Here is an 11,219-nt window from a genome sequence, read left to right as displayed (position 1 = left end):
ACGCCCCGCACGCATCACGTTCGGATGCGCACGGAGCGTCTTTATAAGTCAGACGGGCTATTCGCTCGCAGAGCGTGACTAGCCGTTGTCAGCTCTTTACAGCTTACTTGGGCTGTGCGGGCTTGACGGGATCAACCTTAGCCTTAGCGGGCTTGGTGGGAACCTTCGGAGCCTGCAGCTGAGACTTCTCGCCGCCCATGATGGAGGTCACCTCACCGGAAGCGTCCACGGTTGCCTGCACGCCGGCGTTGGTCTGGATGCTCCAGGAACCGTCAGCCTGCACGGAAACCTGGCCCTCTGCATCCTGGCGGCTCCAGGAGCCGTCAGCCTGCACAGCAATCTGGGTGTTGGTGGCGTCGTCCTGAACGGTCCAGCTGCCGTCCTCGGAAACCTCGGAGCCGCTCACGGAGGTGTTACCCGCAGAGTCCTTGGACTCTGCCTTAGCGTTACCCTTGTCGTCAGCCTCGGTCTTGGAGGTGTTGCCCTCGGAGTCCTTAGCGTTTACGGATGCCTTGCCGTCTGCGCCGACCTTGACGTCTGCGGAGTTACCCTCGCCGTCGTTAGCCTTGACGGTCACGTTGCCGTTAGCGTCAACGCTCACGTTAGCGGTTGCCGATGCCGATGCGGAGGAGGATGCCTTAGCCGAGGAGCTGGAGGTAGCCTGAGTCGATGCGCTGGGCGATGCGGTAGCCGAGGAGCTTGCGGTGGTGTTCGAGGAGGACTGCGAACCACATGCGCTCAGACCCAGTGCGCCTGCGAGGGCGATGGACAGAACGGCGGCGGTCTTCTTCGCTGCGGGGGTAATTGCCATTGTTTTCTCCTAGTGGTTGTTTAACACAGGCGGTTGGCAGGGTGAGGTGTTCAGGAAGATTCCACAATATTCGTAAAGAATATTTGAACGTTTATCGGCTAGCCAACCATTTTAATTCTATCGAGAGTTAGGGATTTGACCTACTCAGTGAGCTGAGGGTCGAGCCATAAAAATTTCGCGGCTTACGAGCGGGGTACGACCGGTTGCACGGGGTTCACGGTGGCCCCCGCGGGCTTGGCGGGAACGACGGGCACCTGGATTGTGCCCTGGCCGGTCTGCTTCCAGGTGCCGTCGGCGCTCACCTCAACAACGCTACCCTGGCCGGTCTGCTCCCACGAGCCGTCCGACTTCACTTCAACGGTACCGTTCTGGCCAACACGCTCCCAGGAACCGTCAGCGTTTACCTCAATGACGTCGCCGTTGGGTGCGTGGTAGCTCCAACCGCCATCGCTCTCAATCTCAATGAGGGTGTAACCGTTAGCCGCGCTGATGGTCCCGCTGGCGGTAGCGGTGTTGCCGGTGGTGCCAGAGTTACCGCTATTACCCTTTGAGGATGCGGTCTCCCCCGCCTTCTCATCCACCTTCGCGGAAGATCCGGAGTTACCCGAGCCGCCATTGACGGTAGCGTTACCGCTGGCATCTGCGGTGACACCGGTGCCGTCGGCGCCGTTGACGGTGATGCTTCCGTCGGCACCCGCGGTAACGCCGGTGCCGTCCGCACCGGTGACGGTCACGGTTCCGGTGCTCTGGGTGCTACCGGCGGATGCGGTGGGGCTGGCGGTAGGGCTGGCCTTGACCGTCACCTTACCGCTGCCCGCATTGACCGCGGCATCTGCCGTGTTGCTTGCCATTGCGGTGGCAGTTGCGGTGGTGGTGTTCGAGGTGTTCTGGGTGCCGCATGCGCTCAGGCCGAGAGCGGCAATAGCGGCCAGGGAAAGGGCGGCCGCACCGGTTCGAAGGCCGCGGCGAGCGCCTGCGGGGTGATTGTCAGTGCGATGCTGATTGTGTCGTGCCATGTGGGGTCTCCTCTACGAGGCCCCGCGGGGTGCGGGGTGTATGGGGTGTATGGTCGGTGGCAGTTCGAAGAACCCTTCATCGTTCGTCGATGCGGTATTCTCCGTTCCGTTGGTATAAGCCTAAAGTGTGAGTCTAAGACTGAGCTTTAGTTAGCTGTGTTTAAGCTGTGTCACTCACCCTCTGCATAAGTATTTTTCCCAGAGCTCCTTGAAATTCGCGTATTTTCGCTCAGCTCATGCATAGCTTTTATGGATTATGAATAAAATTTCTTAAATTTTTCTGTGTGTCCCGCAAGGATCTCCCCGAAAAACACCCTTTTACACACAAAGAAGGCCCCCACCTGATGGTGGGGGCCTTCTGCAGATTCAAAGTCTCAAGAATTACTTCTTAGCGACTGCTGCCTTCAGCTTGGAGCCTGCGGTCAGCTTCACGCCGTGACCGGCGGGAATCTGAATGGTTTCGCCGGTCTGCGGGTTACGGCCGGTGCGAGCTGCACGGTCGGTACGCTCAATTGCCAGCCAACCGGGGATGGTGATCTTCTCGCCCTTGGAGACGGAAGACTCGAAAACCTGGAACACTGCGTCGAGGACTGCGTTCACGGTTGCCTGGCTCTTACCAGACTTCTCTGCAACCTCTGCAACGAGTTCGGTACGGTTCTTAGCCATTAGGGTGCCCCTTCCAGAGACTTAAAAGGTTTGAGTCTAAAGCGAGTGACCGTCGGTGACGACGGAAAACCGTTTAGGAACTAAAATACCAGATTTACCAGCTGGACTTGGTGATGCCGGGCAGCTCGCCGCGGTGTGCCATTTCGCGGAAACGCACGCGGGAAATGCCGAACTTCTGGAAGGTGCCGCGGGGACGACCGTCAATCTGGTCGCGGTTACGCACGCGCACGGGGGAAGCGTTGCGGGGCAGCTTCTGCAGTGCCACGCGTGCTGCTTCGCGCTCCTCGGGGGTAGCGTTCTCGTCGATCAGGGTCTTCTTCAGCGCGATACGCTTCTCGTTGTAGCGAGCGACGATGACCTTGCGCTGCTCGTTGCGAGCGATCTTGGACTTCTTAGCCATTCTTAGCGCTCCTCTCGGAAGTCAACGTGCTTGCGGACGACGGGGTCGTACTTCTTCAGCACCATGCGGTCGGGGTTGTTGCGGCGGTTCTTACGGGTCACGTAGGTGTAACCGGTGCCAGCAGTGGACTTGAGCTTGATGATAGGACGGAGGTCCTTAGCCTTGGATGCCATTTACTAGATCTTCTCCCCGCGTGCGATGATTTCTGCAACAACAGCATCGATGCCACGAGCATCGATCACCTTGATGCCCTTAGCGGACACGTTCAGGGTTACCTTACGACGCAGCGAAGGAACCCAGTAGGTCTTCTTCTGTACGTTCGGGTCGAATCGACGCTTGTTGCGGCGATGCGAGTGCGAAATGCTGTGTCCAAAGCCGGGAACAGCTCCGGTCACCTGGCAGACTGCTGCCATGTTTCACTCCTTTATTGATTGACTTTTATGACGGTACGCAGTCGATGTTACTCGTGAGCGTCCCGCCACCAATGTAGAAGCACCGGGTTATTCGCCGGGCTAGAGTGTTTGAGACCGTCGCGTGGGTGAGAGGCCACGCATCGATCCCCGCCGCGGGAAAAACGGTGAAGCTTATTAGTGTCGAGAGGCGTTTCCACCACCACGAACAGCGTTAAATTTTAGGTAAACACAGGGGTTCTCGCAAGCTTGCGCGCCGGTATTTACCGTTAAATCCCGCGGAATCTCGGTGTTCTGAGCCGGATGCACCACCTGCGCGAGGGAGTGCGCATTCCGAGGGAGTATGCATGACACGCTACGCCAAACATACCTATCCATTCTAGCAAAATCAGGTATTTTTGCAAGTCCAGATGTTTTTAAGGGATTCTTTAACGCCCCTAGTCAGGCGTTAATTCGCGATTTTAAGAACGGGCGTTCTTTATGTGACCCGTGATAAATTACACCGTTGAAATTCATGCTGTGAGATTAACAGCTTAAGCCGGATTTAAGCCTTAAACAGCCCCGCACCACCGATTCTGACGGTGTGCACAGGGCTGTTAAACAGGCTTAAACACGCGTTTAAAAAGCTTTTAACTCTCGTTTTAACGTCTCTGCCCCGGTTTTAAAGGGCAGTTTAAGGGTTTTCGGCGGTACGAGTAACGGCGGATTCACCGTTCCAGTTACGGCGTAGATGCGAGCGCAAATACGGTACAGATACCGCGCAGGACACTCCCCCGGCGTACAGTTTTACACCGTACCGTGAGCCACCGCGCCCCTAGTTCTTCAGCCTAGTTCTTAAGACTTGCCGCGGGCACCCACTGCGGGTACTTGGGGGTCACGCCGTCGCCGGAGCTCGTGCCCCTCAGACGGCGACCAATCCACGGCAGGGCAAACTCGCGAACCCAGCGCGCCTCCTGCTCGATCTTCTCGCGAACGGTCAGCTGCACCTCCGGGGGTAGCACCGATTCAGTCACCACGCCGGGCAGGCCCAGCTGCGCCAGCACGCGGGATGCGAAGCGTTCGTGGCCGAGATCGTTCATGTGCAGGCGGTCATCAGCCCACAGTCGCCAGTCAAGGAAGTCAGTCCAGCGCCAGTAGTCGATGATATGCGCACCGTGGTCTTCGGCAATGCCACGCAGCAGCTCATTGTAGGTGGCGGTGCGGCCACGGGTGCGGGCGAAGGGTCCCTGACCCTGCACATCCAGGCCCGTAATGGTCAGAATCGTGATGTCCTGGGCGCGCATGGCGGCGAAGGCTTCGTCGACGCGGGTCATGAGCTGGTCAATATCAACGTTGGGGCGCATGATATCGTTGCCGCCACCGTAGAACGTAACAATGTTGGGGCAGAGGTCGAGGGCTCGAGGCAACTGTTCATCCAGGATGGGGCCGAGCAGGCGTCCGCGGATAGCAAGGTTTGCGTACTGTGCCTGCGGGTCTACTGCGCCGAGACCTTCGGCAACGCGGTCTGCCCAGCCTCGTAGGTTGTTGGGGCGACGGCGGTCAACGTCGCCCACGCCTTCGGTAAACGAATCGCCAATTGCTACGTATCGTACCGATTCGCCGTTGAGCTTGCCGTTGGAGTCTAGGAGCGGGGTCGTCATTGTGTTCTTCTTTCCGGGCCTTATGAAGAATGACCCTTCTATGTAATAAGCCGGCACACCCGTACGGTGTACCGGCCTCATCGCTTAGTGCGTCCTGTTATCCAGTATCCCACGATGGGGGCGGGAATCCCAGATATTGTTTTCTTCCCCTTCCCCTCCGCCGCGATTTATTCAGGTATGGATGCGCCCCGCGGATGCGGGACGACCACGACGCTACCGTCATCGAAGGGATCGGTGACCTCGGCCTTGAGTCCAAAAATCTCGTCGAGGTTGGGACGGGTCAGCACGGCGCCGGCCTCGCCCTGAGCGACGATAGACCCCTCCTTCATGGCGACCAGGTAGTCGGCCACGCGGGCGGCCAGGTTTAGTTCGTGGAGGACCATAATCATGGTCGTTCCGCGCTCCTCATTGAGTTCGGCAAGCAGGTCGAGCAGTTCCACCTGGTGCGCCAGGTCAAGATAGGTGGTGGGCTCGTCGAGTAGCAGAATATCGGTTTCCTGGGCGAGCGCCATGGCAATCCAGACGCGCTGACGCTGACCGCCGGAGAGCTCAGTGACCTGACGCTCCGCCAGAGACATGGTATCGGTGGCTTCCAACGCCCAGGCAACCGCCTCGTCGTCTTCGGCGCTATTGCGCTTGAAGAGGCCCTGGTAGGGGTAGCGGCCACGCGAAACGAGATCGGCTACGGTAATTCCTTCGGGAGCGATGGGATGCTGGGGCATCAGCCCGACCATGCGGGCAAAGCCCTTCATGGAGTATTCGTGGGTGGATTTGCCGTCAAGGGTGAAGTCGCCGTTAAGCGGCTTGAGCAGTCGGGAGACACCACGTAGCAGGGTGGATTTGCCGCAACCGTTGGGACCGATAATCGCGGTAATCTTGCCCTTCGGGAACTCGAGGGAGAGGTCTTTGACGATGGTCTTCTCGCCGTATCCGAGGCTAACGTTCTCCACTCTGAGGGTGCGTTCGGTGATTTCCTTCATCGAGTTCTTTCTGCCATATCCGCGGTCTACACACTTAGATTAGCCTAAGCAAGTTCCAAGTTAGTCTATCCTGACCATTCGTTCAAGCGCAGGCGGTTTTCGCGCGGTTTATGACGTTAAAATGCAGAGTCCCCCGACCCGCTGAACGGTTCGGGGGACTCTACAAGGCGCGGGATACTCCAGGGCCGAGGCTAGAGGTTGACCCTGCCTCCCACGAGCCAGCCGCCTTCTGCAGCACGTTGGAAGACGGTCTGGGCCATGGTGCGGCCGTAGGTCTTACTCACGTGGTTATCGTCCAGGTACACGTAGATATTGCCGATTACGGAGCTACAGGTCCCGTCGGGGCAGTAGACATCCTTCAGATCCACCATGACAGCACCCTGGTTGCGGTACTTGTCGAAGACTTCCTTTGCGGGGTTCTCGGCGGCGTACTTCTCACTGGCCGGACGGGCGCAGGAGCTCTTGTCGCTTCCAGCCTTCTGGCCGCACTCGTAGATGTTGAACTCGAAGCGCGGGTTATCGCGCAGACCGATAACCTGGATACCCGCCTCGGTGAGGCGGCGAACCGTCTCGTCCAGAGCGGGGTCGATCTTCTCCTCGTTGGAACGGGCCTGGGCCGCGGTAGCAACCAGAACCACGGTCTGGGGCTTACGCTTGAGGATTTCCTCGGTCAGCTTGGAGTTGAACTCCGAGCATTCGTGAGTGGCGGTCACGGCACTTGTCGGGTACTGGCAACCACCGAGCAGGTAGGCCTGCAGGTTGGTCTTGGTCTGTTCCGCAATGGGCTTGAAAGCGCTGAGAGCCTGCTCTGCGTGGGAGTTACCCACAACCATGGTCAGCGGCGCATCGTCCGATCCGCTCTTCTGCAGGCTGCAGTAGCTGGCGAGCGCAGCGTCGGAGGGCGCGAAGGCGCCGGTGCAGGTATCGCTGAGCGATTCGTACTGCGCCTTCACATCGCCGCCGGTGGGAATCGGATTATCGATGAGGCCCTGCTGCGCCCCGCCGATAGCGCGCGCACCCGGATAGTTGTCGTTGACGGTCTGAACCTGCAACTCGGCGTTGCGGGTGGACTCGGTGTTCTGCGAGGTTAGCCAGGCCTGCGCGATGAGCAGAGGGCCTCCGGCCACGAGGAAAATAGCCAGCAGGAAGGCCACCTGATCGGCCCAGGTTTTCACGGAGAAGACGGTCTTAAAACGCATCTTCATCATGAGCCAGGGAACGAAGGGGTCCTTACGGTAGCGCAGCGGCTTCTCCACGTAGCGGATGAGCAGCCAAGCCAGGCCGATAGAGACCAGGATAATAACCGCGCCCTCGATAAAGTTCACGCGAGAGGTGCCCACAGCCGTGCTGTAGAGAATCAGGATGGGCCAGTGGACCAGGTACAGGGCGTAGGAAATATTGCCGAGGCTCTGCAGAGGTGCCGAGGAGAGCAGGCGGTCCACGCCCCAGCGGCTATTAGTGCTACCGGCCATGATGACGAGCGCACCGGAGAACACGGGCCACAGAGCCAGGTAGCCGGGGAAAGCTCGCTCAACCGGCAGGATGGCGCCGCAGGTAACCAGGCCGACGATGCCGATCCAGCCCATCACGACGCGTGCGCGTTCGGGTGCCTTCCATTTGAGGGTGAGCATAGCGAGCAGGGTGCCGATAGCAAATTCCCAGAGACGGGTGCGGGTATCGAAGTAGGCAAAACCCTGGTTGCTATTGGTCTCAACGATGGAGAACGTCAGGGAGGCAACAAAGACCGTGTTGAAGACGAAGACCGCGGTCGTGAAGAGGTTCCCACGGTATCGGTGCACAAAGTAGGCGACGGCAGCAAAAAGCAGGGGCCAAATAATGAAGATCTGCCCCTGGATGGAAAGCGACCAGAAGTGCTGGAAGGGTGACTTCGCGGCGGCGTTCTGGGCGTAGTAATCCACGGAGCTAAACGCCAGGTTCCAGTTCTGGTAGTAGAAAAGGGAGCTCGTGGCGTCCTGCATCATCTGCGACCAGCGGCTGGGCGCAAGCACAAAGAATGAGGCGATTGTTGTGCTGGCGATAACGACAGTCGCCACGGGCAGCAGGCGCTGGAAGACGTGCAACCAGTAGTTGAAGAGTTTAAGGGGCTTGCCTTCGTTGATCTTGCGCATGAAGGAGAGCGAGAGCAGGAAGGCGGAGATGAAGAGGAAGACGTCCACACCGCCGGAGACCCTGCCGAACCAGACGTGGTAGAGCACGACGAGTAGCACCGCGAAGGCTCGCAGGCCCTGGATTTCGGGGCGGAACCCTCGCGATTCGATGAATTCTTCGAGGGGGTAGTCGCCGGCTTCGCGCGGGCGGATGCTGCGCGGGGTGGAGGGGCGGGTTCCCTGCGGCGCGGGGGCCTGCGAGGTTCCGGAGGTCTCAGACATACATGTTCCTCGGATGGGTTGTGGATGTGCGGGTGCGGGTCCCTAGACGCTGTGGACACTCGCTACAACAAAATCCTGATATGCCCGAGGGTGGTCGGTGCAAATCAGGATCGTGAGAGCCTCCTACCGGATTCGAACCGGTGACCCTCTGTTTACAAGACAGATGCTCTGGCCAACTGAGCTAAGGAGGCAACCCGTCCAGTGTACCCTATTCCCCTGCCTCGGTTCCGCTTAGCCGTCCTTATCTCAGGCCGGTCTCACGGGCCGATGGTCCGACCTTCACCGGTGTCTCATTGAAACTCCGCATCACGCATAGTTCTCGAGAGCGGTTAAAGACCGGGGGCCCGGCAACCGTTGCCGGTTGCCGGACCCACCGAGGGTACATTACTTCTTCTTGGCCTCAATCTTGCTCTTGAGGAAAGCGCTGAAGTCGTTGCTGGTGTACTGGTCACCGTCTACGAAGACGGTGGGGGTACCCTGAATACCGTTGCTTGCGGATTCGGCGTTAACCACGTCCACAAGGGGACGCCACTTGTCTTCGTTCATGTCGGAGCCAATGGAAGCACCGTACTTGGAAGCGATATCGGCGATCTGCTGGTTGTTCATGTCACCGGTGCCCTGGTGTGAGAAGATCTCACGCTGGTAGTTCAGGAAGTTGCTGGTGCTCACCTGGTTTGCCACAGAGTATGCAGCTGCCGCGTTACGTGCGGAGTATGCGGTGGGCGAGGAGCGGTCCAGGAAGGTTAGGTTGCGGATTTCCAGGGTGATAGTGCCGTCTTCGACGAGCTTCTGGATTTCTTCACCGTACTTAGTCTCAAACTCTGCACAGTGCACGCAGTTGTAGTCCTGGAAGATGGTCACGCGCACGGGCTGACCGTTCTTGGCGGCCTCTTCAGCCGTCTGCACGCCCGGGGGCAGGGTGTTGACGGCTGCCGCGGTTCCGTTGACCATGGGGGTCACGGAGGAGGTTGAGGTGGCCAGCTGCTTGAAGTCGCGGGTCTCCTGGGTGGAGGAGTTTTTGACGATTCCGTCCTTGGTCAGCACGATACCGCCGTATTCGTTTGCGCTGGCGGGTACGGGGCCGCTCTCCGCAATCTTGTTGTTCTTGTTACCGTTGACCACAACGAAGCCGATGATACCTACGATAACGAGGACCACGGCGAGTACGCCAAGCTGGAGCCAACGGCGGCTTGCCTTGCTGGGGCTCTTTTTAGCCTGCTGCGCCGCAATCTGACGGGCTTTTTCGCGGGCGTCGGTCGACATGCCTGCTCCTTTGGTTGGGAATATGGGTTGGCGGTTCATCCACTTCTTCTAGCCTACTCGGTGGGAGTACGCTTCTGCCCGGTAGAGATTCAGATACCCCTACTCTTCCGAGCTGGGCACGCCTGTATCTCTACCGAGCGTTCTAGAGCTCAGCTTCCTGCCGCGTATAGCAGCTGAAAGTCATGTCGAGCAGTTCCTGTCTCGAGGACAGGTTCTGTCTTATCTCTAGTGTGGACGTACCGCGCTACCCGTCTAGCCTACCGAATGGGTGCCTTATCGGCTAGTTAATACTCTGTCTAAGAAGCTGTGAATCGTGTTCTCACGCTCTCAGCATATTTTCTCTGTAAACTTTTGTAGCATTAGGAAGTGCCCCTCCCCACTACATACGCCGCAAGGCTCCCATCCGGTTCGGCTCACTACCGCTAGGGGATGTTGTAGACTTCTACTCCCCCAATGAACGGACGGGTGTCAAAGTTCCCCTTCCACTCCACGCTCAGGCCGTGCTTCTCCAGTACAGGGATAATCGTATCCTTCATGAGCTCTACGGAGAGCTTCTTGTGAAGGGCACTGATCTCTTCCTTCTGCGCATCGCTCAGCGCATTCCATTCATTTTCGTCCCTGGGGTAGGCGAGGAACGAACCGAACCCGACGTAGGTGCCGCCGCTCTCTGCGAGGCTTTCGGCGTCCTGCTGGTGGAAGTAGATGTACCCCTTCCATTCACGGCTATTGTCGATTTCATCCCAGATTTCTGCGGAGGCGCAGGTACCGCAACAGGTGAAGTTCTGCCGTGCGATAACCCCTTCTTCTTCCAGTGCTGCGAAGGCACGGTTAAGGTTCGAGTTCTTCTGCATCTCGGGGGTAATACCCAGCTCAGCGGCAAATGCACGACGACGCTTGATGAGCTCTTCCACGTAGTCCTCTACACGCTTTTCCCAGAGCTTGCTGTCTTCATTCTGCCCATCGTATTCCAATCCGAGTACATCCATCACATTATCGGTGATGGTTTCTACGTACAGACCGGTATCGGATTCGCCCATGAACAGGAGGGGCCAGATGGGCCAGAGCAGCTCGGCTTCGTCTTCTTCGTTCAGTCCCCATTCTTTGGGGAGGGGCGGGTCGAGGCGCTCTTCGCTCCAGCGTTCGTAGATGCTCTTCTCATCAGCCATGACGGTTGCTCCTTTGCGTATTCTCCACTCATTCGGTAGAGGTATGGACTGCTCTTGTTGTTAAGGTATCAAGACTTTCTCTACCGTGCCCTCTACCTCGTCATTTGGACGAATCTATGACAGCTTCCAGAGGTTCCCTGTACCGCCTAAGACCTGTCTCCTAGGCTCCAGCCATGCTCCTCAGCTTCTTTGCTTGAAGGAGCAATCTTTCGCTCTAAGAGTTTTTGGGTACACAAAAAGAGGGGAAGACCTCTAAGGTCTTCCCCTCTTGAATAAAAAACCCGCGGCGACCTACTCTCCCACACCCACAAAAGTGCAGTACCATCGGCGCAAAGAGTCTTAGCTTCTGGGTTCGGAATGGAACCAGGCGTTTCCCTCTCGCTATAACCACGGAAAATCTTCCGAATAAAAAGCCTCAGCCTCCCGAAGGAAGCCCAGGGTTATTATCCAAAAACCATACAGTGAACGCAAACAACA

General features: G+C 58.1%; 11 protein-coding genes, 1 tRNA gene and 1 rRNA gene. All 13 read right to left on the bottom strand.

Features of this window, described 5'->3' with window-relative positions; translation table 11 throughout:
• Positions 1-103: 103 nt before the first annotated feature.
• The 13 genes from HMPREF2944_RS00450 to rrf all read right to left on the bottom strand — a co-directional run bounded on the left by HMPREF2944_RS00450 (position 104) and on the right by rrf (position 11,137).
• Positions 104-811, bottom strand: a complete 708-nt coding sequence (locus HMPREF2944_RS00450) for a hypothetical protein (protein ID WP_070679376.1) — start codon at positions 809-811, stop codon at positions 104-106.
• A gap of 182 nt (positions 812-993) precedes the next feature.
• Positions 994-1,827, bottom strand: a complete 834-nt coding sequence (locus HMPREF2944_RS00445; RefSeq protein ID WP_070679373.1) for a hypothetical protein — start codon at positions 1,825-1,827, stop codon at positions 994-996.
• Positions 1,828-2,208: 381 nt separating this feature from the next.
• Positions 2,209-2,493 (bottom strand): HU family DNA-binding protein, encoded by a 285-nt coding sequence (locus HMPREF2944_RS00440; protein WP_049334027.1) that lies wholly within the window; start codon positions 2,491-2,493, stop codon positions 2,209-2,211.
• 94 nt (positions 2,494-2,587) lie between these two features.
• Positions 2,588-2,893: a 30S ribosomal protein S14 gene (gene rpsN / locus HMPREF2944_RS00435; RefSeq protein ID WP_005506731.1), complete on the bottom strand. Its 306-nt coding sequence runs from the start codon at positions 2,891-2,893 to the stop codon at positions 2,588-2,590.
• A 2-nt stretch (positions 2,894-2,895) separates the two neighbouring features.
• Positions 2,896-3,066: a 50S ribosomal protein L33 gene (gene rpmG / locus HMPREF2944_RS00430; RefSeq protein WP_004005967.1), complete on the bottom strand. Its 171-nt coding sequence runs from the start codon at positions 3,064-3,066 to the stop codon at positions 2,896-2,898.
• Between the two features lie 3 nt (positions 3,067-3,069).
• Positions 3,070-3,306: a 50S ribosomal protein L28 gene (gene rpmB, locus HMPREF2944_RS00425; protein ID WP_004005966.1), complete on the bottom strand. Its 237-nt coding sequence runs from the start codon at positions 3,304-3,306 to the stop codon at positions 3,070-3,072.
• 824 nt (positions 3,307-4,130) lie between these two features.
• Positions 4,131-4,943, bottom strand: a complete 813-nt coding sequence (locus HMPREF2944_RS00420; protein ID WP_049347632.1) for an SGNH/GDSL hydrolase family protein — start codon at positions 4,941-4,943, stop codon at positions 4,131-4,133.
• Between the two features lie 167 nt (positions 4,944-5,110).
• Positions 5,111-5,923: an ABC transporter ATP-binding protein gene (locus tag HMPREF2944_RS00415; RefSeq protein ID WP_049334025.1), complete on the bottom strand. Its 813-nt coding sequence runs from the start codon at positions 5,921-5,923 to the stop codon at positions 5,111-5,113.
• A gap of 191 nt (positions 5,924-6,114) precedes the next feature.
• The gene (locus HMPREF2944_RS00410; protein WP_049342871.1) at positions 6,115-8,313 is read right to left on the bottom strand and encodes an acyltransferase family protein; all 2,199 of its coding nucleotides are present in this window, start codon (positions 8,311-8,313) and stop codon (positions 6,115-6,117) included.
• A gap of 117 nt (positions 8,314-8,430) precedes the next feature.
• A tRNA-Thr gene (locus HMPREF2944_RS00405) sits at positions 8,431-8,504 on the bottom strand.
• A 193-nt stretch (positions 8,505-8,697) separates the two neighbouring features.
• A complete protein-coding gene (locus HMPREF2944_RS00400; protein ID WP_049334023.1) occupies positions 8,698-9,576 on the bottom strand; it encodes a DsbA family protein in 879 nt (292 codons plus the stop codon).
• A 422-nt stretch (positions 9,577-9,998) separates the two neighbouring features.
• Entirely contained in the window at positions 9,999-10,742 is a 744-nt protein-coding gene (locus HMPREF2944_RS00395; RefSeq protein WP_070679370.1) for a DUF6891 domain-containing protein, read from the bottom strand.
• 278 nt (positions 10,743-11,020) lie between these two features.
• Positions 11,021-11,137: ribosomal RNA gene (gene rrf, locus HMPREF2944_RS00390) — 5S ribosomal RNA — on the bottom strand.
• Positions 11,138-11,219: the final 82 nt, after the last annotated feature.

The organism is Rothia sp. HMSC072E10 (genome assembly GCF_001813965.1).
GTDB classification, from domain to species: domain Bacteria; phylum Actinomycetota; class Actinomycetes; order Actinomycetales; family Micrococcaceae; genus Rothia; species Rothia mucilaginosa_A.
Note: the sequence above shows the minus strand (reverse complement) of the source record. Positions and strands in the feature narration are given on the sequence as shown.

Bases quoted from the DNA above. Each gene is read 5' to 3' on its own strand.
- HMPREF2944_RS00450 (WP_070679376.1), bottom strand. From the start codon at position 811: ATGGCAATTACCCCCGCAGCGAAGAAGACCGCCGCCGTTCTGTCCATC.
- HMPREF2944_RS00445 (WP_070679373.1), bottom strand. From the start codon at position 1,827: ATGGCACGACACAATCAGCATCGCACTGACAATCACCCCGCAGGCGCT.
- HMPREF2944_RS00440 (WP_049334027.1), bottom strand. From the start codon at position 2,493: ATGGCTAAGAACCGTACCGAACTCGTTGCAGAGGTTGCAGAGAAGTCT.
- rpsN (WP_005506731.1), bottom strand. From the start codon at position 2,893: ATGGCTAAGAAGTCCAAGATCGCTCGCAACGAGCAGCGCAAGGTCATC.
- rpmG (WP_004005967.1), bottom strand. From the start codon at position 3,066: ATGGCATCCAAGGCTAAGGACCTCCGTCCTATCATCAAGCTCAAGTCC.
- rpmB (WP_004005966.1), bottom strand. From the start codon at position 3,306: ATGGCAGCAGTCTGCCAGGTGACCGGAGCTGTTCCCGGCTTTGGACAC.
- HMPREF2944_RS00420 (WP_049347632.1), bottom strand. From the start codon at position 4,943: ATGACGACCCCGCTCCTAGACTCCAACGGCAAGCTCAACGGCGAATCG.
- HMPREF2944_RS00415 (WP_049334025.1), bottom strand. From the start codon at position 5,923: ATGAAGGAAATCACCGAACGCACCCTCAGAGTGGAGAACGTTAGCCTC.
- HMPREF2944_RS00410 (WP_049342871.1), bottom strand. From the start codon at position 8,313: ATGTCTGAGACCTCCGGAACCTCGCAGGCCCCCGCGCCGCAGGGAACC.
- HMPREF2944_RS00400 (WP_049334023.1), bottom strand. From the start codon at position 9,576: ATGTCGACCGACGCCCGCGAAAAAGCCCGTCAGATTGCGGCGCAGCAG.
- HMPREF2944_RS00395 (WP_070679370.1), bottom strand. From the start codon at position 10,742: ATGGCTGATGAGAAGAGCATCTACGAACGCTGGAGCGAAGAGCGCCTC.